This window comes from Sphingopyxis selenitireducens (assembly GCF_051550705.1).
Classification (GTDB): domain Bacteria; phylum Pseudomonadota; class Alphaproteobacteria; order Sphingomonadales; family Sphingomonadaceae; genus Sphingopyxis.
Genome location: NZ_JBPULG010000008.1, coordinates 51,105 through 72,738 on the forward strand (window position 1 = coordinate 51,105; position 21,634 = coordinate 72,738).

The window sequence follows — 21,634 nt, forward strand, 5'->3', positions numbered from 1 at the left end:
TTGGCAAATCTACGGGACGTCCCGCGCGATTTCCGCTAGAACCTCTTCCGCACGGGACACAGGAATAAAGACCCTCGTCCGAAATTGAATTATCTCTGTAAAGCAGCCCTTGGCCTTCAATCCCGGCAAGGATCGTGGATCGAATCCTGTCAGCTCGAGACGCGCCTCGCCGTTGACGCGCCGGCGCTGAAGCGTGAGACCAGTGTTTCCGCCGATCGCGACCAGCTTGCCTTCCCATACCGCAGCGACAATTTCGGCGGGCGCGAGATTGATTGCACCGGAAATGCCGAGTTTGCCGAGCAACGCGTTTACGTCGCCGTGCGGAACAATACGGCCCAGCAATGCGCGGCCGTCGGCCGTCACGAGGCGGCGGACCGCGGGATCATCGCCGAGCAGATTCCAGATTGGGAGTAGACGGCCCGTCGCGAGAAAAAAGCGCTCGCGGTTCGGATTCTGGCTCAGGTCTTCACACTCATCCGTCCAGCAATGCCTGAAGGTCGCGGCATCGACGGGCTCCCACATGCTCTCCTCGAGGTCGCCAGCGGTGATATACTGATGATGGCCAGGACGGTGGAGCTGCCATGTCGCAACCGCTTCGCCAGTGTCGGTCAGGCGGGTCCGCGCCGGCGTCTGCAGCGCAACTTTGCCGGAGCGTGCATTCCGAAGGCGTGTTGCCCGGTGACCGAAGCGATCAGCCAGTTCTGAAACATCGGCCAGTGACTTGATCTCGCGCTGCCATCCGGCCTCGACGGTGAGGAGTCTGGTCGACGTCGACGTATCGGCACCAGGTCGAAGGATGATCTCATCGACGATCGTCAATTTGTCGGCGCGGATCGTCTCGACACCGGAATCGAAGGTGCCAGCCTTTTTCGCGGCATCGATGCGGGTTTCGACAAGGCCGAGATATTCGTCGAAGATCGCGTTCTGGATCGCGATTGGCAATGCCAGGATGCGGTTCAGCCACCGCTGGATCGGCGGCAGCTTTTCCACCAGCTCGCCCTCATATTCGAGGCGAAGACCGGTCCGGTGGCAAAAATCCTCAAAGCGGACGCTGGTCAGTTTGCCGTGATGGAGCAACCTGTACCAAGTCAGCAACGCATCCTTGGCATAGTGGCTTTCCAGATTGTCCATCGGGTCGAAGAGGTTTTGACCGCCGGTCTGACGTTGCCCCCGGGTCAGCGCCCCAAGCGCATCGAGGCGGCGCGCGATCGTCGAGATGAACCGGCGTTCGCCGCGGCAATCGGTCGTCACCGGACGGAAGATCGGCGGCTGCGCCTGGTTGGTCCGGTTGGTGCGGCCGAGCCCTTGCACAGCGCGATCGGCGCGCCAGCCCGGTTCGAGGAGGAAATGGACCCGGCGCTGCTGATTTTGGTGGTCCAGGCTGGCATGATAGGATCGGCCCGTTCCGCCGGCATCGGAAAATACGAGAATGCGTTTGGCGCCGTTCATGAAGGCTTCCGCATCGGCCATGCAGGCGGAAGGCGAGCGCGATTGCAGTTTCTGGCCGCCATCGGGCAAACGGACGAGACGTTTGGTCCGCCCGGTCACCTCAGCTACGGCGTCGGTACCAAATCGTTCAATGACGGCATCGAGGGCAGGTGCGATCGGCGGCATGGCCCCGAGCAGCTCGAGCGTGTCGGCGCGGATCTGCAATGCTTCCTCGCTGTGGACCGGATTTCCGTCGGCATCGGATTGCGGACGCGAGCGTTCATTGCCCTCGTCGTCGCTGACAATTTCCATGGCCCGGGTTGGAAACGCCGCCTCGAGATAATCCATGACGAGCTCGCGAGGCGAGAGGTCGAGCGCCAGCTCCGCGCGATCGGCAGGATCGAGGTCGGCGAGGCGGCGCGACAGCAATGCTTCGCTGGTCGTCACGAGCTGGATGACGGCGCTCTGTTCCGCTCGGAGCGCATCGTCGATCGCGGGCAGAAGACTTGGGAGTTTCATGGCGAGCAGAAGCGCCGAAAAGAATCGCTGTTTGGCACTTTCGAAGCGCGATCGCGCTGCAGATAGAGCCTGTCCGTTGAGCGTAGCCCCGGTCAGGCGATCGACGACGCCGGCGGCTGCAAGCGCCTCCTCCATATTCCGGTGGATGATAGCCCAGGCGTCTGCATAGGTGTCGAAATCTGCGATCTGCGAAGTCGTCAGCTGATGCTCGAGAATGTCATACTCGACGCCGGCGTAGGAGAGCGCACGCGCGGTATAGACACCCATGGCCTTCATTTCGCGCGCGACCAGCTCCATGGCCGCGACGCCCCCGTCGCGGATTCGCGCCGTGAAGGCTTCCCGGTCGACGAAGGCCGTGCCTTCGCCCCAAAGACCAAGCCTGGTTGCATAGGCCAGATTGTTGATGTCGGATGCGCCAGTGGCGGACGCATAGATGACACGGGCGCGCGGCAACCTGTTCTGGAGCTCAACCCCCGCGATGCCCTGCTGCGATCCCAATGTCGCGCCGAACCGCCCTTCCCCGCCTGCAACTCCGCCCATGGCGTGCGCTTCGTCGAACAGGATCAGCCCGTCGAATTCGTCGGTGAGCCAGGCGAGGATCTGATCGACACGCCGATCGCCGCGGGCTTCGCTTCGTAGGGTGGCGTAAGACGCGAATAATATGGAATCGCCGATCTCGATTCCGGCGCGGACTCGGCCGAGCGGTTGGATGTCGAGTGGTGTGCCACCGAGAGCCTGCCAGTCCCGCCGCGCGTCTTCGATCAACGCACTGCTATCGCTTAGCCAGAGGTGACGTCGTTTTCCGCGCAGCCATTGATCCATTGCGATCCCGGCGAGCTGACGGCCCTTCCCTGCCCCGGTTCCGTCGCCAAGGAAAAAGCCCTGCCGATAGGATTGACCCTCAGGGTGTGGGATCAGGGCAAGGCCCTTTTCCGGCAATCGATAGCGGCCCGGGAGGTCGATTTCCGTTGCGGCGAGTGCATGGACGATCGTCTCGAGCTGGGCCGCGCTCAATATCTTGTCGTCGAGAACGCGCTTGGGAAGCTGTGGCCGATAGCTCGGCGCCGGCAGCGCGACGGCCGCCATTGCTGCTGACTCGACAAGCGGACTTGGGTGGTCGGAGGGCTTGTCGAATTCGAGCCGCTGACTGCGCCATGGTACGTAGAGCGCTGCTTCGTCATGGGCCGCGGCGACGGGATCGTGGATCCGATAATCGACGGTGGCAATTTCGAAGCTCGGCAGCGGCCGTTCTGCTCGGGGAAACGATTTGGCCGGGGCCGTTCGGAATGCGCCAAATAGCGAACCGGGTTTCATCGTCCGGGGGCGCGTGGGCGGCAGGGGGTCGGGACGAACGATTGCTCGCTGCGGCACTTCGCGGATGGCTTCGAGTAGCTCGCTCACCGATGCCCGGTTTATGGTCGACGGCGGCCGTTGGCCAGCGGGTCCCTTGTCTGCAACGATGATCCGTACCGCGACGGAAGTCCCCTTCCCTGCAAAGCCCTTGTCCAGTCGGAGCATCAGACGAACGGTGGCGCCTGAAATCGCACGGTCAAATAGGGACCCATGTTTGCCGCCCGGGTTGAAGCTGTCGGGCATGATCGCGACGATGCGGCCACTGTGCTGCAGGGCAGCGAGAGCAGAGACGAAATGCCGATGTGCCGCGAAAGGATCTTCAGCGCCGGCTGCATTGCGGGCGAAGGGAGGGTTCATGATTACGACACTGGGCCGCGCAGAGATGTGCTGGTTGATCTGAGCGGCGTTGAAGGAGGTAACGCTGTTTTCGGGGAAGAGATGTCGAAGAACTGCGGCGCGGACCGGGTCGAGCTCGTTGAGCTGAAGCATTTTCCCCCGCCCCGCCCATTGCGCGAGCATCCCGATGCCAGCGCTTGGTTCGAGAACCATGTCTTCGGATCCGATAATGGCGAGGTGGTTCACCAGCCAGGCGAGATCCAGCGGGGTCGAGAAATGCTGATGAGCGATTTGTTCTTCGCTGCGGACGGTTTGTGTCGGGAAGGCTTTTTCGAGTTTCGCGAGCTGGTCGATGATCGCCGTCGGCTGATCGGGAAGCCTTGCATTTCGCCCAGCGATGATCGCCGCGATTTCGGTCATTACGAAACTGTCACGTTGGGTCCAAGCGCCATCGGCTGATTTGGCGCCGAACGCCGCGGTCATTACCTCATTGATAAGCCCCCTTCGAACTGCCCTGTCATCATTGAGCTGCGTGGCGATCGAGCGTGCGGCATTGATCAGGCGCGCCGCGGTATCGGGCGCCTGGTCCGTATCGGTGAGCATGGGAGGATCCTTTCTTTCGGACCAGTTCGGTCCGGAAAGTCCCTCCCCCCCCTTTATCTCCTCTCATAAAAACGCCCAAGCGCAGCGCGGGAGGCTTCTAAGATTCAAGTTTCTAAGATTCAGGTGAGAAAAGTGGTTTAGACTCAGTGCTTTGCATGTCCTTCATATGAGGACATGGGGGCGTCTCTGCGAGGCGATGGGGGCTTCCATATGAGGAGCCGGGGGCTTTCGGCTGAGCATTCGGGGGATTATGTGAGGAATCGGGGGACACTGTGAATGCGTCGGAATTTGCATCCCGATCGCTTTGACTCTGCTCGATTTTAGGATGGTGAGCGCCTGTCGAGGCTAGAAACACAATCTTGGGCGAGAGCTCGGGGGCTTTGAACTGTTCCCGACGTCAATTATGTGAGCGTTCGGGGGTTGGGTTGGGACACGCATCGGTCGTTTAGTATGAGCAATCGGGGGCCACACATCTGTTTATGTGAGGATTTGGGGGACCCCCCATTTGGCGCGGTTTTCTGCGGCTTTTACCCCCTCATTGTGTGAGCGCGTGGGGGCTCTGCATTTTTGGGGTGACACTGAAAACATGTGAGAGCCGGCAACCACTGATATCACGTTAGTATGAGTGATCGGGGGGCTATTCTCTTTATGACAAGCCAGTGTTATGCAACTCACATGAACGCAGAGACTCCGACATCGGAAATCGAGGTTTCGTCAGGCTTTGAAAGCCTCAGCCGGACTTTACGCGTGGCCGAAGTGATTCGGCGCCGTGAGCTTGATTTTGTAAGCAAGCCGGGAGAGTTGGTCGAATCCGAATTTGAGACCGGTTCGCTTAGCGCCGCTGCCCGTAAGGCTTTTGCCATCATGCTCCGTAAGGCTGGACCGGAGGCTGGCGACGATAAGACGTTTGTCATTACGAAGAGGGAATTGCGCGGATCCCATAAAGGGAATGAGCGGATCCAGCCTGTGATGGATGAACTCCTCCGGGTAATCATCCGCATCCGAACGACTTCGACGAAGGGTAAACCAGCGATTATGTCGCAGTCGCTGCTGGCGAGCTGCGTAGAAGAAATTGCAGAAGACGGATTGAGCGTTGTCGAATTTCAGTTTTCCGACAATTTCAAGCGCGTGATCCAACGATCGGATTACTACGCTCGGGTCAATCTGGGCGTGATGCTCGCCCTACAGTCGCGCTACGCGATCACACTCTACGATTTGGGTTGTCTCGTCATCAATCGACAGAATCGCGTCGTGAAGATGGCCGTCGAGGAACTGCGCCGCAAACTTGGAGTACCCGACGGTAGCTTCAAGAATTTTGCGGAATTTAGGAGGGACGTCCTCGCTAAGTCGAAATCGGAAATCGATCAGCTCGCCGATTTTACGGTGGATTGGGAGGAGGTTCGCGGCGCGGGGCGCGGTCGTCCGGTCATCGCGGTAAAGCTATGCTTTAATCCGAAGGATGCGGTGGACCAGGAGAATGCCGCACTCGAACTCGATCGGCCGAAAGTCGGACGAAGAGCGCGCCGAGACGGCACGGTCGATGCAATCGTTGGGGCTGCGCCTCATTCTTTACCCGATCGGCGCCATTTTCCTGAGGGCTCCCTGCACTATGGCGCGGATTCTCGGATCACCGCGATCGTCGTCGATTTTGGCGGCGGCTGGGATAAAGACGTAATTGCGGACGCTTACCGAAAAGAGATGGGCAGCCGGCTCGAGAAGTTGACCGGAGACGCCCTCTACAAATCCTGGGAAGGTTTCTGTAAATCGTTTGTGCGAAACCGCGGGCGAGTCTGACGCTTAAGTCCGCCCCCAGTTTCTCACATAAAGGGCTATCGGCCCTCGCCTTCCATGTGGCGTTTGAAATCTTCGATTGATTTCCAGTAGGCCGAATGACCCTGTGCGTCGGTGTAGTCGATGAACCACTGGATGATGTCCTGAGGACCTTTCACATAGAGATTCACTGACGGCATCACTGGCGGTTTCCGACGACGAACCCCCTGCCCGCGATCGATAAAGCCCAAAGTCTCGCCCACGGCGACTGCCCTCGCCTCATCTTCACGCCTCAGCGGTGGAAGGGAGCCGGGAAGCCCACCAAGGTCCATAGCGCCCGTTGTTTGGTCGCCTGCTGGCTTTTTTGATCCAAATCCATAGCCGCTCATTGCGGATACTCCTCCCGAATGGCCTCGATTACGGAGGCAGCCAATTTGGCGGCATTGCCGCGAGCATTCTCGAGGCCTGAGGTGGTGTCTGGTTCTAGCTCGCTGAGCGTTTTCGAAAAATCGAAGATGTCCCTATACGCAGCTCGCTCAACCAGGCCGACGGCTAGAACCGGCAAATTGGCTTCGGCGATTGCCATTGCAATCCGCTTCGAGCTCTTAGTCGTAACCGCGCTGCTATCGCGTGACCGCACAAGGCGGAAAGGAAGCGGTCGCTGCAGCGCCTCGGATTCTTCGTGAATCAGTTGAACGGCGTTTGCCGCCAGCTCGGCATCGATTGGGGACTGATTGAAAGGGACAAGCACCATATGGGAGCGTGCAAACGCCCGCGATGTCATGCGTGACGCCGTGCCTTCGAGATCAACGATCACGAACTGATATTCTTTCGCCAGCTGGTCGACCGTGTTGATCATCGCACCCTCTGATGGCTTTGCGATAACGGCAAATGGGGACGCCCTCCCCTCCCCCGTGCGGCGCTCGAACCATTTGGCGATGATCGCGTTTGGATCGGCATCAACGACCGCAACCGATGCACCATTGCTGCTCAACTGATCTGCGAGAATGAATGCGAGGGTCGTCTTCCCGGCGCCGCCTTTGGGGTTGGCAATTGAGATTATTGGCATGACATATCCATATGCTTTCGATTGCGATTTGCGTTGCATATGCCTTTTCAAGCGCAAGCGCAAGCGCAAGCCATTGGCGCGCGATATGCTATGTCAGGCTAAAGGATATCCATATGGCAATCCAATCGCAATCGATAGGCTATCTAATAGAGAATTCGAGTTGAGGCGGCGCTATATCGAGAACGAAACAGGGAACTGCCTCGTGCAGACAAACGGCTCGTGAGAGCCGTGATGCACAGCGAACTGTTCCTCCGTCATTTGACGAAGTAACTTTCCCGCGCCGGCCTTAGTGCAGAGGAGGGCCCGCGCGAGCTGGGCGGGCGTCATCGCTCCGACAGCGAACAGCAGCAACCACGCGGGAAAAAGCCGCGAATTCCCCCTCAAATTCTCGAAAGTCTCGTCAAATGCGGCCGCTGCCCGCGGCACCCGCGCGATGTCGCACAGCGTCTCGTGGAACGCCTCGAGCATAGCGTCCGCGGCCACGTCCCGGTCGGCCTCGGGATCACGGTCGGCACGGAATAGACGGCGCTGGACGAGCCCGGGGAAGGGCAGGGGATGCGGCGAGAGGCCGAGCAGCACCGGATCGGCGACGGCAAACAGATTGATCGCCCAGCATGGCGATAGGGCCGTCGCAGCGAGCGGGTCGACCTCGACGTCGGCCGATCGGCGAAGACTGCGGACAATCGTGAGCAGCCGCGAGACGGGATCGATGGGAAGTTTCGGGCTCTCCGCGACCGCACGCACACTCGCCAGCTCATCGGCGCCGGCGTCGACGATCGCAAGGGTCTCGTTTGCCTCGGCGGCAAGGGGGCGGATCGCAATCTGGCGCACGCGCGCGATCGCTAGTCCGAGATCGTCGCGGGGCTTCGGCAGGATCGACGCGAACAGGGCGAGGAACGCATCGCGCTCGGCAGCGCATTCGGCGCTGATCAGGCTCTTCCCGGTCAAAATGGCCCGGTCCTCGCGATACTGGTCCCACGCGCGTTGAAGCGACCGCAGCGCGAAGCAGTGGCGCATTTCCGGGGGATAGAGGGCAGGGGAGGCGAACAGGGTGCGCACCAGCGCATCGACCTGGCCTTGCCGGAAAGCAATGGCGACGTTGTGAGGGGAGGGGGGCATGGCGGCTCCTATGTGCTATGCTGATAGCCGGGAGCGGAGTCGGCGTCAAAGACCGAGTTTACCAAACTGCCAGATTGGTTTCCCATCATTCCGCGCCGTGAAACTCGCACTTTCCATAATCTAATATTATGGTAAAACCGGGCTTGCCAAATCGGCCCTTTCGGCCGAAAATTCCGCTCGTAGGAAGCCAGGAAAAGGAGGGCGCGTCCTGACGATCGATCACCGCATCGCGGCCGACCTGCGCCAGCTCTTCGACGCCGACGCCGGCACGCGGCGCTCGGTCGCCGCGATCGCGCGCGCGCTGAGCCAGCGCAGCGTCAGGATAAACCGCGTCAGCGCGCGCGAGGCGGCGTTCGATCTGATGTGGGGCTATGAAGCCAGCGGGCTGGTCGACGACAGCCCGGGCCCGCGCGGCGGGGCGGGCTGGCGGCTGTCCGCCAAGGGCGCCGCGCTGATTGCGCGAATGCTTGATCCCGAAGCATTGGTTCGCACGCGATGACCGAGCTCGCGCCGCTGCCGTCGTCGCTCGAGCTGGTCCTCGCCGCGCATGGCCGCCTCGTCGACTGGAGCAAGGCGCAGCCGCTGGCGATCGAGGCCGCGGCCGACGCGATGGCGCCGGCGACCAAGGCGGCGATCGTCGCTGACCTCAAATGTTATCTGCGCTGGTGTATGCTGCAGCGGCCGATCGCGACCGCGGTGCCCGCCACCCCCGAAACTCTCGTCCTCTATCTGCGCTGGCTGGCCCGCGCGAGCGACACGCGCGCGGCCGCGAAACCTGCGACGCTCGCGCGGCGCCTCGCGAGCATCGCGCGCGTCCACCGGATCCTCGGCTATGGCGACAGCGAAGCCTTGCCGACGCAGGCGGGCATGGTCCGCGATACGCTGAAGGGCATTCGTCGGAAGGTTGGGGCGCGCCAACGCCAGGCCGCCCCGCTCCGCTACGGTCAATCAATGTCGTCGGCCGACGTCGAACCGGACGGGCTGACGATCGAAAGCTTGCTCGCGGCCTGCGGCGACGATCTCGTCGCGCTGCGCGATGCGGCGCTCTGCTCGATGGCCTATGATGCAGGGCTCCGCGTCTCCGAGCTGGTGGCGGCAAAGGTGCAAGATCTTCGCCTGCTTGCCGACGGCAGCGGGCGGCTCGATATCCCTCGTTCAAAAACGGACCAGGAGGGGGAGGGGAGTGTCGTGTGGCTCTCGGCCGAGACCATGCGCCGGCTCTCCGCTTGGCTGACCGCGAGCGCGATCGCCGACGGCGCCGTGTTCCGGCGCATCAACATATTGACGCATAAGGGCGCTGCCGATGGCGAGACAATTTTGCGGCATCATATCGGGGCGAATGGCCTGACGCGGCAGGGCGTTGTCTCGATCCTGCGCAGCCGCGCGACCAAGGCGATCGCCGATGGTCTTGCCGTGATTGAGCCCGGGCAGGACCCGGTGGCGGCGCTGAGCGCGCATTCGTTCCGCGTCGGGCTGACGCAGGATCTGTTCGCCGCCGGCGAGGACGGCGCCGGGATCGCGCTGGCGCTGCGCTGGTCGTCCCCGACAACCGCGCTCGGCTATGCTCGGGAGCTCGCCGCCGGCAGCAACGCCGCGGCTCGCGTGCTCGGTCGAGTCCGGAACTGAGGCGCTTGTATCGGCAACGATTGTGCTAGGGGTTGCCGATGACCTATGAAATCGTCCCGGCAACCGAAGCGCTTCTCGTTGAAGTCGAAGTATGGCTCGACGTCGAAGAAGCTGCCCACAAGGCGGGAGAGGAAGCTTATATTGCCAATGGCTATGAGGGCGATGTTCCGCCACGCGGCTTCCGCTGCAATTGGGACACGACTAAAAAGTTTTGGCGTGAACAGGGCGGCGGCATCGACATTCTGGTGGTCGACGGGGAAGCTGTAGGATTCCAAGGCCACGGATTATTCGAGATCAGACCTGACCTTCGGCGTAAGGGCTATGGCCGTTTCCTCGCAGAGTTTATGATCGCGCGGGCTTATGACGAGGGATGGTCTGTCTTCGAAATTGGGATCGCGCCTTGGACGGCAGAGCCCTTCTGGCAGAGCATGGGTTTCACGCTCGTTCCCGATCGCCCGGATCGGGGTGGCGGCACCTTTGCCTATCGGGTTCTCCCCCGGCGGTTTGAGCTCGGCAGCGGGGAGCGGGTGCCGTTCCATGTTGAATTTTTCACCTCGGACGAGAGATATTCATCGGAGCCTCGGCCTTTTGCTACGTTCAGCGGGATGGGAGAGCGTCTCTCGGATGACTCGATCCGGTTGCCCGAGCGAGTGTATGCCTTTGACCCGTTGGAAGACGTCAGTTTGAACGCTTTCGTTCGCGTCGAGGTCGACGGCGAGGAAATTCATTTTGAAAAGCTGAAGCGGGACTCGAGTCGCGCAATCGGTCTGGAGTGCGACGGCGCTTATACCTATTTCATGGACAAAATTCGGCCCAGATAGACTTCTCGCGGCTGCCACGTTCCTCCATTTCCTATCGCGGGAAGGACGCCGGTAGTTGGTAGCTGGAGATCAACCTGGCCCGTTCGCTGTCGGTGATGTATTCTCGCCAAGGCTTGTCGGCCGTCACGCGAAGCCGAGAGCCTTCGCTTTCCCATTTTGTGTTCCGGATATCAGCGGCTGCGGCCCGTTGATTGGCATCGTCAGCACGAAACGCAGCGCGATTGGCCCAAAGGCGGGCGGGCCACGGGGTCAGAAAGATCGCGAGCAGCAAACCGATAGAAAACCCCGTCCCGATTGGCAGGGCCACGACGGCCAAGATCCATATTGCCATGAAGCAAATAGCGGCTCGGCCGAGAACCAGGCGCGGGCGGCAATAACTCATGAAGGCGATCGCGAGCCAGTGGAACGGCGCGCAAATCAGGACGGTCAATCCAAAGATGATTACCGCCAAGCCGACGATCGCAGCAAGAAAGGCGAGCAGCTTGATCATGGTTCGGCGCTAGGCTCGATGATGGGGTCAGCCGCGCCGACGTCAGGATCGGTTTCACTTTCGGTTTCAATGTCGTCGAGGAGAGCCTTGTCGAGAGTCCGGACCAACAGATTTGCAACCGACTTGCCGTCTAGTGCAACAATGCCGCCAATCGGCTCGCGGCCGAAGCTCACGAACGCGGGGTCTTCGCCTAGCTCTTTCCATTTTTTCCCTGCGGCACCCGGCTTCAGCTGGAACAGGAAGCGATCGGGATTGAGCAGAGCGAGTGAGAGGAGCTCGCCTTTCTCACTGTGGCGAATATCGGCTATCGCACCGATGTAGCCTATGCCGAGATCGTTTTGCTGGAAGGTCGTTAATACATGGCAGGCGGGTCGAAATCCATGTTGGGTGGGTCTTACATAATGGTGATAGACCCAGCCTTGGCCATTGAGGTCGGCGCCGTCGAAGATCAGATCGAAGCCATCGTTCGAGACAAAATGTAGAACCAGGAATGATTCGAGAAGAACCAGCCCGCTGAACATTGCAAGCTCGTGCATCTGAAGATGGCCGCCGTCGGCATATTGGACCATAGCCGTGGTGGGATTGGCGAATATCGGCTGATAGGTCCCGTCAGGGCGGAGGAGTGTTTCGATCGGCGCCCACATCATCCCTTTTGCGGGCAGGGCGTCGGGTATTGCGACGAACAAGTTCCTCGCCAGCTCGACGGTTGACCAACCGAGAAAATGGGCAATGAGGGAGACGCCAACGGCTAGCAGCAATGTCGTCGCCGATCCAAGCGGCAGCTCGGGACGGGCCGCGCCACTTCGTGCACCTTTTAGGTTCCAGACGCCAAGGAAGGTCAGTCCCGGCAGCAGAATCAACATGCTGGCAAGGACGGCCAGCGTGAGCGTCATGAATCAGCTCGCGACGATGTATTTGAATCGGCCAGTTTGGGGATTTCTGGTCAGTTTTGCGATCATGCCGCGCCGACGGATTGCCGTGCGTTCGTCCTGAAGGCGAAAAAGCTCAGCATAGCCGCCGACCTTGCGTGCGGCTTCCGAGGTTTCTGCCTGTTCGCGAGGGGTGGTGACGCTTGCCATGATCGCAATCTAGTGCCGCCGCGCAAGAAGGTAAAGGGGCGCCGCGGGCGTGAAGTCGCGTGGCTCGTCGGTCTATCGGCAGATTGGTGGCTAACGGACCTTATGCTACACATCGTCGTATTGGGACGAGGAGCGGACAATGGATAATGAGGATGGCTTCGAGCAGTCAGCTCGGATCGTTGAAGCTTTCGTTCCGGGTCAACCTGACGACATCGCTGAGTTGTTGACGCGCATCGCGGCGGCCATTCGGGATCGCGCGGTGGACAATTAGGCTGCGGATCAACGCGCAAGAAGCGCGCAATTCTTGTCCTTGTATTGCTGTTCGGCCCGCATCTCGACAACGGCGGGTTCGACGGCTGGCGCGCTGGGGTCTTTCTTCTGGTGAAGCCAGGTGTCACGGTCGCGTAGACCATCATCGACATACCAGAGAACCGCTGAGTAGACGCGGCCGATTTCGAAATCGATGGACGGCCCTCCGAGCTCCATCGTGATGATCATCGGCACCTTGTTGCCGACTTCCTTTCGGAAACTCGCGTCGTCGCTGGCTCGCCATTGGGCGAGAAACTGGCGCATGTCTGAAAGGCCCGCGTTGAAATGCTTGTCGACAGTCGGTTGTTTGCCGAAGCCTGCCAGCACGGCACATTGAAATTGCGCAAAGCCGCTATCCCCCAGCTTGGCGACGGCTTCGGCCGTAGGTTGCTGCGCGTTCGCCGGACTGGAGGCCGTCGCAATCGCGGCCGCGATCGTCGTGGCAATGAGTTTCATCTTCTTCCCCTCAGAATTTGCGTGCAGGGAAGCCAGTGAATGGCTCTTTGCTGCAGGTTCCCTGGCTCCAGCCTGTGCCCGACGGTGAGTTGGAAATGGCGCTATAGAAACCGCTCTCCCTGCTCACGCGCACCTCGATGAGGATCGCGTCGCGTTCTAGTCGAGTGAAGACAATCTGCGTGTCCGTCACTTGAAAGATCGGATGCGTCTGCTCGCATGAATCACGACAATATCGCCCGCTATCGAGATCGACACGAAAGGCATGGGTGAATTGGGTATCGGGGACGACGGAATTGTTTTTGGTTTGCACATGGGTCCCAGTGCACACGAGATTGAACGTCGCGGCGATGGCGAGCAAAGCTGTTGTGGTCATCTCGATTCCATCCCTTCAGGCCGGGCTAGCTACCTGAATGGATTTAATTTGCCGCTAACGCGGCGCTGCGCTGGTGCACTGTTCGGACTGAGTGGCGGGATGGCCGAACGATTCGGTGATGGCGCGGTAATAAGGAATTTTTGAGATCATCTGCCAAAGCTCGATCGGTAGGACGGCCGCGATCGGCTTCGCGTCGTCATCGACATAGATGACACGGGAGCCTGCATGGGCAATTGCTGTGGCAAGGTCGGGACCGCGCAGCTGCGTGCGTGCGCGTGATCGGGTGGGGGGGATATTCTGGTCCATCTCCCCGCCGTCGCGGAAATGTCTTATTTGTCAGTGAGTTTCGTTGCCTAATCAGCGGTTGACGTTTCCAGAGATGGAACAGTCAGCGGGCAAAATCGAGCTTGCAATCAAAGTAATTCTGGTTGCCGGTCATTGGGTCGACGCTTCGGCACCCACAGTTCATCGGTTGGCTCGATTATGAGTTGGTCGAACGGATATTGTGCCACCAGTTCGAAAGCTTCATCCGCCGGGGCGCGGAGCCATGTATCAAGGTCGCCAGGGTGGAGAATTACAGGCATTCGATCGTGGACGTCCATCAGTTCGGGCACGGCGTCGACCATGACCATCGTATAGCTGTCGCCCCATTCGTCGGTCGGGCGCCAGAAGCCGGCGCACGCGGCAATCGGCTGGTCGGCGACGCGGATCCACGTCCGCGTCATGTTCGGGCTTTCACCGACCGCCTCGGCAAAGGCCGTGATCGGTATTAGGCATCGTTGCCCTGGTTGAACAAACCACTCGTGCCACATCCCGAACGGGTTCATGAGATGATCATCGCGCGCATTGTTGACCTTCAACGGCTTGTTGAATTCACCGGTGCGCTTATTCTTCAGATATTTTGGGAAGCCCCATGTCATCGTCTCCATCACGCGTTCGCCGGCGCTCTCGCGCACGATGAAGCCCGTCCCGCCTTTCCATACATCGCCGGTGCTTGCGTTCGTGGGTTTCGGGCGCCGGGCTTTGAAGTGGGAGGCAACCTCGTCGACCGACGCCTTGAGGGTGATCTGATTGCACATCTTCGGCTCTCCGCTTCTCAGGCGGCGCCGAGCAGTCCTTCGAGACTGGGCTGGATCGGCGGCATGATCGTGAAGCTACCTTCGGGGAAGGGGCGCAGGATGTCCAGCGGCGGGCGTACCTGCTGCAGCCAGTCGAACCAGTCGTCAGGATCTACCACTGCGACATGGCGATCCTTGTGCTCTGCAAGGTCTGGATAGGCCGGGACCGTCAGCGCCGCGAATGCGTCGGGATATTCGCGTGTCCCACGCTGCCAGACGCCGGCGATGCAGAAGAAGGGAATGTCGGTGACCAGGCTCGCGGCATAGAGTGTCTTTCCGTCGCGTTTGATCCCGAATTCGTTAGCCAGGATCAGACAGGGGTTTTCGATCCGCGCCGTTTCCGATTTAAGAAGGGGAATCTGACCGATCGCGGGATCGTTCGACCGAAGGCCCCAATGCGCCTCAATCTGTCGCTCTTCCTGGCCGTCCCATATCATGATGCGATGGCCACCTTTCCCGAGCCCTTGAAGGGTGTCGTCGAATTCAATGTCCATTGGTCTATCTCCTAGGTCCGGAAGCGCCGCATCGCGCGTTTCCATTCGCGATCGTCGGGCATTTCCAGTTCGATGACCCCTTTCTCCCATGCGACAGTCTCGAGGCGCATAGGCTGAACGCGGCGCCCGATCCGCGCAGCACATTGGCGGCACCAGAAATGGCGCTTCGCGTCGCGGAAACTGTCGTTCCATCCCTTGCGCTCGAACCGCCACCAGAGGCTGGCCGCGTGGAATTTCGCGCTATGCCCGCACCGGCAGGTGACGAGCACAGCATAGTGCCAGACGGCGGCTTCGAATATATGCGTAGCGCGGCGCAGCCCGTCCTTGGTATTCTGCACGTCACAGCGCCAGCGCCTGCTGATCCCCCGCGGTCGCGCGGGAGACGGGCGGCGATAAATGGTCGACGATCGCGCCTGCGAGTTCCATCGCAGCATCGATCCGGAGATGCTCGCGGGGCTCGGTGAGCCCAATTTTAGCCCAGCCGGGGGCGCCCAGGAGAGCGTCGGCAATCGCATTTTTGTCGAGTCGGTTCATGCCGCAAAGAGAACATAAGAGGAACAGTTGCGCAATGTGGATTCGACGGATCGTTGTGCGCGGGCAGGATGATCGGGCGTTCGGCGCTGAAAATGGCCGGTTCTTTTTTCCCCCGGGGCGATCGAAGGCGACCGATGTGCCGCGCTACAGGGTCTGGATCCGATATGGTGCTCCGAGACGCGCTTCAGCGCTGTTTCGGCGAGCGAGGATCGATCGGACGTAACGATCTGCTTCAGGGTGGAACGCGAAGGAGCGGATCTTGTGCTGACCGGCGGCACCGATCCGGCCCCAGCGGGTCTCGACGATCACGGCTCCAAACAGGTCGACGCTCGCGAGAATTTTGTAGCGGCGATGGATATTGCGCGCGGGATTGCGCGCGATCAGCTCGATTTCTACATCATCGAAAGGCGCGGTTGTTTCCATCCGCATGGCTTAATCGGGGTGTCTCTCGGCGTCGCACGAATTTTCTGAATCGATCTCGGCGCATTGAGTCAGCCGGTCGATCAGTGACGAGCGAAAGCGCAGCCGGTTTGGGGTCGGGCAGGGCCGCGGCGAAAGCCGTCGGGAATTGCCTGCTCCCATTGGGGAGCATCCGCCGGCATAGCCGGCGGTCCCGACCTTAAAGGTCGGAGCTTTGCAATTGCTTATGGGGTGGTCGATGAGTGGCGGATTGCCGCTTTATGTCGAATTCATTGGCCGACCAGGCCAATTCCTTTTGAACATAATAGAATCTGACTCAGGTTGGAGCGGTTGAGTATCTTTTTGAGACTCGCGCTCCTCGATCGTGCGGGCCATGCTCGCGAGTGTGTCGAGCAAGGCCGTTTGGGTCGAGGCTTTTTCGGAATTGCGTGGCTGCTCCATGACGCGAAGATCTTCTTCGGTGGCCTGCAGTCGGACCAGCTCGTCATCGGGAAGCGGGCACGGGCTGCGCAGCGCGTTCAACCATCGATGGAGTCCCGCTGGCCATTCGAGACGATAGGCGTTGGACGTTTGCTCGAAGCGAGGGCCGGGACCGTCGCGATCGACACGCTTGCATCGTCGCTGGATCATCAGGAAGCCCGCCTCCTTCAGCTGCGCGATTGCGCGCGCGACCGTGGCCCTTGCAAAGCCGGTCTTTTCGATGAACCAGTCATAGGTTGGATAGATCTGGCCTTTGCAGAGGCGGCCGAGCTCGCAGAGCAACTTGAATATGGCCGTTGCTGATTGGGACAGCGGCGGCGGCATCGTCTTCGGCGCCGCAGCGCCGGCGCCGTCGCCCCGGGCTTGCCGACGATCGGCGCGGAGGCCGTGGCGACGTAACCGTGCGAGGTCGACGGCCGCCTGATGTAATCGATCTGTCTCGCCCTTCTGGTAGGCGCGCCAAAAGCGATGCTCGAAGCTTCCCTCCTCGAGACTGCCGCGAAGGACCGCGGCGCCGGTGGGGTGCGGTGAACCGGATCGCGTAGGAACGCCCGCGCGGCGAAGCACGCCGGCGGCTGCCGAAGCGAAGATATGCGTCATCGTCTGTCCTCCGTTGGAGGGCAGCGGAAAGCAGGCAAAAAAATCCCGTGGCGCGAAGCGCGCATCATTGACAAAGATGTCGAAGGAGGTTAGCCAAGCTTCCAGCTTGTGGGAGCCAATCAGGAACTACCAATTCCTGGGCTAATCTCGATGCGATGCCCGGCCTTCGTGCCGGGTTTCGTTTATCCGCTCACGGCGCCCCCATTCTTGTTAATCCCCGAATTCTGTTGATGCCCGCGGCTCGTCCGCCAGCGCAGCGCTTCTGCCTTGGCCACGTACGAAGGGATCGCCGCCCCTGTGTTGGGATGGCGATCCAGACTCGGATTCATGGTGACAGGAGAAGAAATTGATTGGCGCGAGTTGTGGTGCGCGAAACTCATGGCCGCCCTATCATTTGCTACCGCCGATCGCGGCCGAGCGACGAAAGTCGCTGAGCCAGACGGCCCGCGCGGACGGGGGCGATGTCCGCGCGGGCACCAGCTGCGTATGATTGGATTCAATCACGCGCCAGTTGGTCAGGATTTTGGCCACATAATTCTGGGTCTCGGTGATCCGCGGAACCCGCCGGACGGAGCGAACGCGACCGGGGCCGGCGTTATAGGCCGCAAGCGCCAAATCGACGCGCCCAAATTCTCGGAGCTGCCAGCTGAGATAGCGGGCGGCGCCGCGCAGATTGCCATGCAGGCTGTAACGATCGACCCCGAGCTGCTTTGCGGTGCCCGGCATCAATTGGCCCAAGCCAAAGGCACCTTTTGGGCTGAGCGCCATCGGATTGTATCGGCTCTCCTGGATCAACATCGCGTCCATGAGACCAATCGGTAAACCGGCCTCGCACGCAGCGCGCTGCACAAGAGGATATAGAACACGCCGACGATCCTCAGCGGTCCGCCCGAGAAGTCCCGAAGAAAGATAGGGTTTAGGCGAGCAATTGCCGATCGCCGGGAGGTCGAGCGCCAAACTTGCGAATTGGTTGGCCGATTGGCCCGAACGCATCCAACCCGGCACGCGGATCGAACGCACAATATCGGTGACCGGCGAGACGGGTGCGGGAACGCTGCCCGCGAATACGGAGGGTTCCGACCGCATCTGCCGGAAATCGAGCAGCATACCCTTTTCTACCGGCGCCGGCGACGGCACGGCGGTCGAGGTAGCGGTAGGAGCCGAGAAGTCGAGGAGGGCAACGCGGCGCACGGGCTGCCCGGGATCCGCAATCGCAGGGCTGTGGGCCATGAAGGCTGACGCCGATAGCGCCGCGATGATGCGGATGTGTCGCACGCTTTATCAGGTGCGCGATCTGAAGAACATTTGACGGATCTTCCACCGGGGGCCGATCAGGTCGACGAGCAGTTCGCGAAGTTTCTGCAGCAGCGATTCCGTCTCCCATTCGCGCAGTTCGTCTTCGAGGTCGCAATTATCGATCGCGGCGGCCAGATCGGGGATGAGCGATGCCAGCAGCTTGGTCGTGGGCGCGTCATAGGCGTCCAGCGATTTGAAAACGAATATGGCAAGGAACGCGCGCGTGGGATCGATGTCGAGGGCGGTACTCAACCGAAGGAGATGGCTCGCCTTCGGAACGCGTTTTTCCTCAAAATAATTGGAGACGCTGGTGTGGTGCATTCTCGCACGCACACCAATTTGTCGCTCGGATAAGTTCAGTCGCTTCGCTTCACGCTGACAGAGTGTCAGGAAGTTCGAGACCTCTGCGATGGCCCGTGTTTCCATTCTCGCCCCATTTGCTCAATTGATTATAATATAAGTGACCGCCCAGCTTTGTTATGTCTGGTCACGCAAGAGCAAAGAAGGAAGGATGTCAAGCGCATAGCGCTTAGCTATCTAAGGCCAACTTACTGGCCAGCGACGATACTGATCGCCAAACGGTGCATTTCGAGGTTGGTTACGACGCGTCCCGCGCGTGCAGAGAGCTGATACCGCGCGGCGATGAGAACATCATTTACCGGCTTATCGAGAAGATAGCTTACCCTAATGTCGCCCTTTAGAGAATCTTTGGGAGCGTATAGAAGAAGGTCTTTCGCGTTGAGGGCGTCTAATTCTTTAGCACAATGCTCAGAAACATATGAAAAAAGAGCCGAAGCGGTGAAAATCCTCTGATCTTTTACGGAGAGATTGTAAATTCCCAGCGCCAGTGCGTTCAGATATTGGGTGCTCACCCGAATAGTGTAGGGGACGCGGGGCGGGGGCTTCATGGTGCTGGCTGCGGCCTTGCGGATCACGCTACCGGCTAATCCGGCAACAATGATCTTTAGCGCGCAGCTGGCTGTGATTGTAGCCGCACTGGCTACGTTCGTAGCCACGCTGGCTACAAACGTAGCCACAATCTTTCAACGAATCGTGATTAGATCACCCTAAATGTTCGTAGAAAGCCCCATTCTGGACCTTTTATTACTTTGGAGTTGACAGCAAGGGAAGAGGGATTCTCCCATCTCCTCGGCGCCCATTGGGGCGTCGTTTCAACAGATGGGAAATGAACCATGCAAACCATGTCAATGACCATGACCAAGAGCCGGGGGATGTTCCGCAAGGAAAACCTCCCGCTCATGGGAGCGGTCGCCTTCCTTGCATTCGTCGTGCTCGCTGGTCCGGCATTCGCCGGCACCGACACGACCTTCGATACCGCGTTCACGAAGTTCACCGCGTTCCTCGAAGGTTCGGGCGGCAAGATCATCACGATCATCTCGCTGGCGCTCGGCCTCGTGGGCATGGCCTCGGGCCGCTTCAGCCTGGGCCAGATCGCACTCCCCGTTGGCGTGGGTATCGGCGTCGGCACGGGCGTTCCGATCGTCACGTCGACCGTGACGGCGCTTATCTGACGTGAACGGTCCGGGTTGCGCACCACGCGCACTAAATCCGGACAATAGGGCGGGGCGGTTATGGATCGCTATACAATCCCAGGGAGACTGGATGAACCCGAACGGATCGGGCTCTGGACCATCGACGAATTCGTCGCAATGGCCGGACCCTTCGTGATGGGTATCCTCGTTCAGCATATCATTTGGGGCATATGTTTCGGAATCTTGGGTTGGTGGGTCTTGCGAAAGGCAAAAGCGGGACGTGCTGGTTCTTGGCTTATCCATATGGCCTATTGGTATTTCCCTAGTGGGGTGATGGGGATCCGAGCCGTTCCGCCTTCTTATCTTCGATTGATGGCGGGGTGAGCGATGGAAGCCGGATTTAGCCAGGCGCAGGCGCAGCGCGTACTGAAGCAGCGCAACATGCTGGTAATCGCGAGCACCGGGCTCGCCATAGTCACCATTTTTTCTTTGATCGCCGCGTCGGCGCGTGACCGCGAGATTGTCTTGCAGCCCGTGCTTACCCGTCAGGTCGAACTGAGCAGCTCGGGGGTTAGCCGCGAGTATCTCGAACTCATTACGCGAGATGCTTCGGTCTTGATGCTGAACCAGAGCCCTTCCAGCCTCGACTACTGGTTGGAATCGGTCCTGAAGATCGTGCATCCGTCGGCGTACGGCCGCATCAAGGGCGATCTACTCAAGATCGTCAATGATCGGCGCGGTTCGAGCGTTTCGCAGTATTTTGCGCTCGAAGGTCTTCGTGTCGACACGAAGGGACTGACGTCGGAGGCGACGGGTACGCTCAATACCGTTGTGGGTCGCCAAGTCGTTGGCTCGGTCAAGCGGACGTTTCGTTTCGAGTGGACCTACACCGGTGTGGAGCTGCGTCTCATCGGCTTCGGCGCCGTCGTCCCGAATAAGCCGGATGGCGAGGTGACGCTCAGCGCTCCCGCTCCGGCACCCCTATGATGGAGGTTCTCATGCCCGTGGCACTCGGCGCCGGCGGTGTGCTGATTTCAGCGCGCTCGATCGACAGGCTCCACCGCATTTTCGGCGTCGGCCTGATCGGCGCCGCGCTTATGGTTTCGCACAATGCCTATGCGGACGAAACCGTAATGGTCGAAGATAATTCCCGCGTTGCCTGCGTGGCATCGGAAAAGGATCTGACCCGCATCAGTCTAATCGGCGATGAATTCGCCAGTGTGTCGAAGGTGCAGCCGACGAACCCGCTGGACGATTTCTCTGTCGTCAACGAGCCCACGCGAGGCGACATCTACCTGTCGGTCCCGGAAGGCTTCCGCCCCAAAATCCTGTCGTTCTTCGGCACCACGAAGAAAGGCTATGTCTACAAGTTCGGCTGCCGGATTGAGGCAATCGAGGCGCAACAGATATTCGTGTCCAATCCCGTTGCGCTCGCCAAGGTCGAAACGGCAGAGGACGCGGACGTCGAAGCGCCTGACGCGGACGAGACAGCCGTGCGCTTGATTCAGGCAATGGCGGCACAGGAAGTGGTGCCGGGTTACCGGATGCGTCGGTCGGCGCTTGTCCCAGTCCAGGCTGGCGACCTCACCGTTCAGCTCGTCGCCGAGTACGAGGGCCTCGATGTCGTCGGCCGCATCGTGCGGATCGAGAATAGTTCCGGTGCACCCGTCGAAATCACTGAGGCGCGCATCGCGCCCGCGGATGCACTCGCCGTCTCGATCGCCAATCCGAAGCTCGCGCCGCGTCAGGCGACGTCGGCATATGTCGTCACCCGCAAGCAGGGAAGCTAGCCATGGTAAATTTGGGCTCATTTTTCAAAGGTGGATCGCCCCGCGGTGCCACCGCTGC

General features: G+C 60.2%; 28 protein-coding genes. 9 read left to right on the forward strand and 19 right to left on the reverse strand.

All coding sequences use genetic code 11. The features are described 5' to 3' along the window. Positions 1-9 precede the first annotated feature (9 nt). A complete protein-coding gene (locus ACSYDV_RS22235; protein WP_438326266.1) occupies positions 10-4,239 on the reverse strand; it encodes a strawberry notch-like NTP hydrolase domain-containing protein in 4,230 nt (1,409 codons plus the stop codon). A 675-nt stretch (positions 4,240-4,914) separates the two neighbouring features. Here ACSYDV_RS22235 and ACSYDV_RS22240 point away from each other — a divergent pair. Next, positions 4,915-6,033 (forward strand): replication initiation protein, encoded by a 1,119-nt coding sequence (locus ACSYDV_RS22240; RefSeq protein ID WP_438326267.1) that lies wholly within the window; start codon positions 4,915-4,917, stop codon positions 6,031-6,033. Positions 6,034-6,068: 35 nt separating this feature from the next. Here ACSYDV_RS22240 and ACSYDV_RS22245 read toward each other — a convergent pair whose 3' ends face one another. The 3 genes from ACSYDV_RS22245 to ACSYDV_RS22255 all read right to left on the reverse strand — a co-directional run bounded on the left by ACSYDV_RS22245 (position 6,069) and on the right by ACSYDV_RS22255 (position 8,197). Beyond that, a complete protein-coding gene (locus tag ACSYDV_RS22245; protein WP_438326268.1) occupies positions 6,069-6,398 on the reverse strand; it encodes a hypothetical protein in 330 nt (109 codons plus the stop codon). Further along, a complete protein-coding gene (locus ACSYDV_RS22250) occupies positions 6,395-7,117 on the reverse strand; it encodes a division plane positioning ATPase MipZ (RefSeq protein WP_438326269.1) in 723 nt (240 codons plus the stop codon). The genes ACSYDV_RS22245 and ACSYDV_RS22250 overlap by 4 nt, the downstream gene beginning before the upstream one ends. A 132-nt stretch (positions 7,118-7,249) precedes the next feature. Next, the gene (locus ACSYDV_RS22255; protein WP_438326270.1) at positions 7,250-8,197 is read right to left on the reverse strand and encodes a hypothetical protein; all 948 of its coding nucleotides are present in this window, start codon (positions 8,195-8,197) and stop codon (positions 7,250-7,252) included. 361 nt (positions 8,198-8,558) lie between these two features. On the opposite strand from ACSYDV_RS22255, the gene ACSYDV_RS22260 reads away from it, so the two are divergent. The 3 genes from ACSYDV_RS22260 to ACSYDV_RS22270 are packed head-to-tail and all read left to right on the forward strand — an operon-like array spanning position 8,559 to position 10,644. Further along, entirely contained in the window at positions 8,559-8,696 is a 138-nt protein-coding gene (locus ACSYDV_RS22260; RefSeq protein ID WP_438326271.1) for a hypothetical protein, read from the forward strand. After that, positions 8,693-9,823: a tyrosine-type recombinase/integrase gene (locus ACSYDV_RS22265; RefSeq protein WP_438326272.1), complete on the forward strand. Its 1,131-nt coding sequence runs from the start codon at positions 8,693-8,695 to the stop codon at positions 9,821-9,823. Before ACSYDV_RS22260 ends, ACSYDV_RS22265 begins: the two co-directional genes overlap by 4 nt. A 38-nt stretch (positions 9,824-9,861) precedes the next feature. Further along, positions 9,862-10,644, forward strand: coding sequence for a GNAT family N-acetyltransferase (locus tag ACSYDV_RS22270; RefSeq protein ID WP_438326273.1), 783 nt, complete (start codon positions 9,862-9,864; stop codon positions 10,642-10,644). A 31-nt stretch (positions 10,645-10,675) separates the two neighbouring features. Here the strand turns inward: ACSYDV_RS22270 and ACSYDV_RS22275 are convergent, their stop codons facing one another. Genes ACSYDV_RS22275 through ACSYDV_RS22285 form a run of 3 tightly spaced genes read right to left on the reverse strand, consistent with a single transcriptional unit; the run spans position 10,676 to position 12,213 of the window. Then, positions 10,676-11,134 (reverse strand): hypothetical protein, encoded by a 459-nt coding sequence (locus ACSYDV_RS22275; protein WP_438326274.1) that lies wholly within the window; start codon positions 11,132-11,134, stop codon positions 10,676-10,678. After that, entirely contained in the window at positions 11,131-12,027 is an 897-nt protein-coding gene (locus ACSYDV_RS22280; RefSeq protein WP_438326275.1) for a hypothetical protein, read from the reverse strand. Before ACSYDV_RS22280 ends, ACSYDV_RS22275 begins: the two co-directional genes overlap by 4 nt. A gap of 3 nt (positions 12,028-12,030) precedes the next feature. Continuing rightward, positions 12,031-12,213 carry a hypothetical protein gene (locus tag ACSYDV_RS22285; RefSeq protein WP_438326276.1) on the reverse strand — a complete coding sequence of 61 codons (183 nt, stop codon included), beginning with the start codon at positions 12,211-12,213 and terminating at the stop codon, positions 12,031-12,033. Between the two features lie 139 nt (positions 12,214-12,352). On the opposite strand from ACSYDV_RS22285, the gene ACSYDV_RS22290 reads away from it, so the two are divergent. Next, entirely contained in the window at positions 12,353-12,484 is a 132-nt protein-coding gene (locus tag ACSYDV_RS22290; RefSeq protein WP_438326277.1) for a hypothetical protein, read from the forward strand. Positions 12,485-12,492: 8 nt separating this feature from the next. Here ACSYDV_RS22290 and ACSYDV_RS22295 read toward each other — a convergent pair whose 3' ends face one another. From ACSYDV_RS22295 to ACSYDV_RS22350, 12 genes are all read right to left on the reverse strand, one after another. Next, positions 12,493-12,978, reverse strand: coding sequence for a hypothetical protein (locus ACSYDV_RS22295; RefSeq protein ID WP_438326278.1), 486 nt, complete (start codon positions 12,976-12,978; stop codon positions 12,493-12,495). 10 nt (positions 12,979-12,988) lie between these two features. Next, positions 12,989-13,351, reverse strand: coding sequence for a hypothetical protein (locus ACSYDV_RS22300; RefSeq protein ID WP_438326279.1), 363 nt, complete (start codon positions 13,349-13,351; stop codon positions 12,989-12,991). A 54-nt stretch (positions 13,352-13,405) separates the two neighbouring features. Then, positions 13,406-13,657, reverse strand: coding sequence for a hypothetical protein (locus tag ACSYDV_RS22305; RefSeq protein WP_438326280.1), 252 nt, complete (start codon positions 13,655-13,657; stop codon positions 13,406-13,408). A gap of 107 nt (positions 13,658-13,764) precedes the next feature. Further along, positions 13,765-14,430, reverse strand: a complete 666-nt coding sequence (locus ACSYDV_RS22310; protein ID WP_438326281.1) for an SOS response-associated peptidase — start codon at positions 14,428-14,430, stop codon at positions 13,765-13,767. 17 nt (positions 14,431-14,447) lie between these two features. Beyond that, complete coding sequence (locus tag ACSYDV_RS22315; protein WP_438326282.1) at positions 14,448-14,963, reverse strand: SOS response-associated peptidase family protein; 516 nt, start codon at positions 14,961-14,963, stop codon at positions 14,448-14,450. Between the two features lie 11 nt (positions 14,964-14,974). Next, entirely contained in the window at positions 14,975-15,301 is a 327-nt protein-coding gene (locus ACSYDV_RS22320; protein WP_438326283.1) for a hypothetical protein, read from the reverse strand. Position 15,302: 1 nt separating this feature from the next. Continuing rightward, complete coding sequence (locus ACSYDV_RS22325) at positions 15,303-15,497, reverse strand: DUF6771 family protein (protein WP_438326284.1); 195 nt, start codon at positions 15,495-15,497, stop codon at positions 15,303-15,305. Between the two features lie 144 nt (positions 15,498-15,641). Continuing rightward, positions 15,642-15,920, reverse strand: a complete 279-nt coding sequence (locus tag ACSYDV_RS22330) for a WGR domain-containing protein (protein WP_438326285.1) — start codon at positions 15,918-15,920, stop codon at positions 15,642-15,644. Between the two features lie 255 nt (positions 15,921-16,175). Continuing rightward, positions 16,176-16,997 (reverse strand): helix-turn-helix domain-containing protein, encoded by an 822-nt coding sequence (locus ACSYDV_RS22335; protein WP_438326286.1) that lies wholly within the window; start codon positions 16,995-16,997, stop codon positions 16,176-16,178. A 390-nt stretch (positions 16,998-17,387) separates the two neighbouring features. Beyond that, complete coding sequence (locus ACSYDV_RS22340) at positions 17,388-18,227, reverse strand: lytic transglycosylase domain-containing protein (protein ID WP_438326287.1); 840 nt, start codon at positions 18,225-18,227, stop codon at positions 17,388-17,390. Between the two features lie 51 nt (positions 18,228-18,278). Continuing rightward, positions 18,279-18,719, reverse strand: coding sequence for a helix-turn-helix domain-containing protein (locus tag ACSYDV_RS22345; RefSeq protein WP_438326288.1), 441 nt, complete (start codon positions 18,717-18,719; stop codon positions 18,279-18,281). Positions 18,720-18,841: 122 nt separating this feature from the next. Beyond that, the gene (locus tag ACSYDV_RS22350; RefSeq protein WP_438326289.1) at positions 18,842-19,228 is read right to left on the reverse strand and encodes a hypothetical protein; all 387 of its coding nucleotides are present in this window, start codon (positions 19,226-19,228) and stop codon (positions 18,842-18,844) included. 297 nt (positions 19,229-19,525) lie between these two features. On the opposite strand from ACSYDV_RS22350, the gene ACSYDV_RS22355 reads away from it, so the two are divergent. Genes ACSYDV_RS22355 through ACSYDV_RS22370 form a run of 4 tightly spaced genes read left to right on the forward strand, consistent with a single transcriptional unit; the run spans position 19,526 to position 21,576 of the window. Continuing rightward, the gene (locus tag ACSYDV_RS22355) at positions 19,526-19,825 is read left to right on the forward strand and encodes a TrbC/VirB2 family protein (protein ID WP_438326296.1); all 300 of its coding nucleotides are present in this window, start codon (positions 19,526-19,528) and stop codon (positions 19,823-19,825) included. 60 nt (positions 19,826-19,885) lie between these two features. Continuing rightward, positions 19,886-20,170, forward strand: coding sequence for a type IV conjugative transfer system protein TraL (gene traL, locus ACSYDV_RS22360; RefSeq protein ID WP_438326290.1), 285 nt, complete (start codon positions 19,886-19,888; stop codon positions 20,168-20,170). 3 nt (positions 20,171-20,173) lie between these two features. After that, on the forward strand, positions 20,174-20,773 hold the full coding sequence (locus ACSYDV_RS22365; RefSeq protein WP_438326291.1) for a type IV conjugative transfer system protein TraE: 600 nt from the start codon (positions 20,174-20,176) through the stop codon (positions 20,771-20,773). A gap of 11 nt (positions 20,774-20,784) precedes the next feature. After that, positions 20,785-21,576: a type-F conjugative transfer system secretin TraK gene (locus ACSYDV_RS22370; protein ID WP_438326292.1), complete on the forward strand. Its 792-nt coding sequence runs from the start codon at positions 20,785-20,787 to the stop codon at positions 21,574-21,576. Positions 21,577-21,634: the final 58 nt, after the last annotated feature.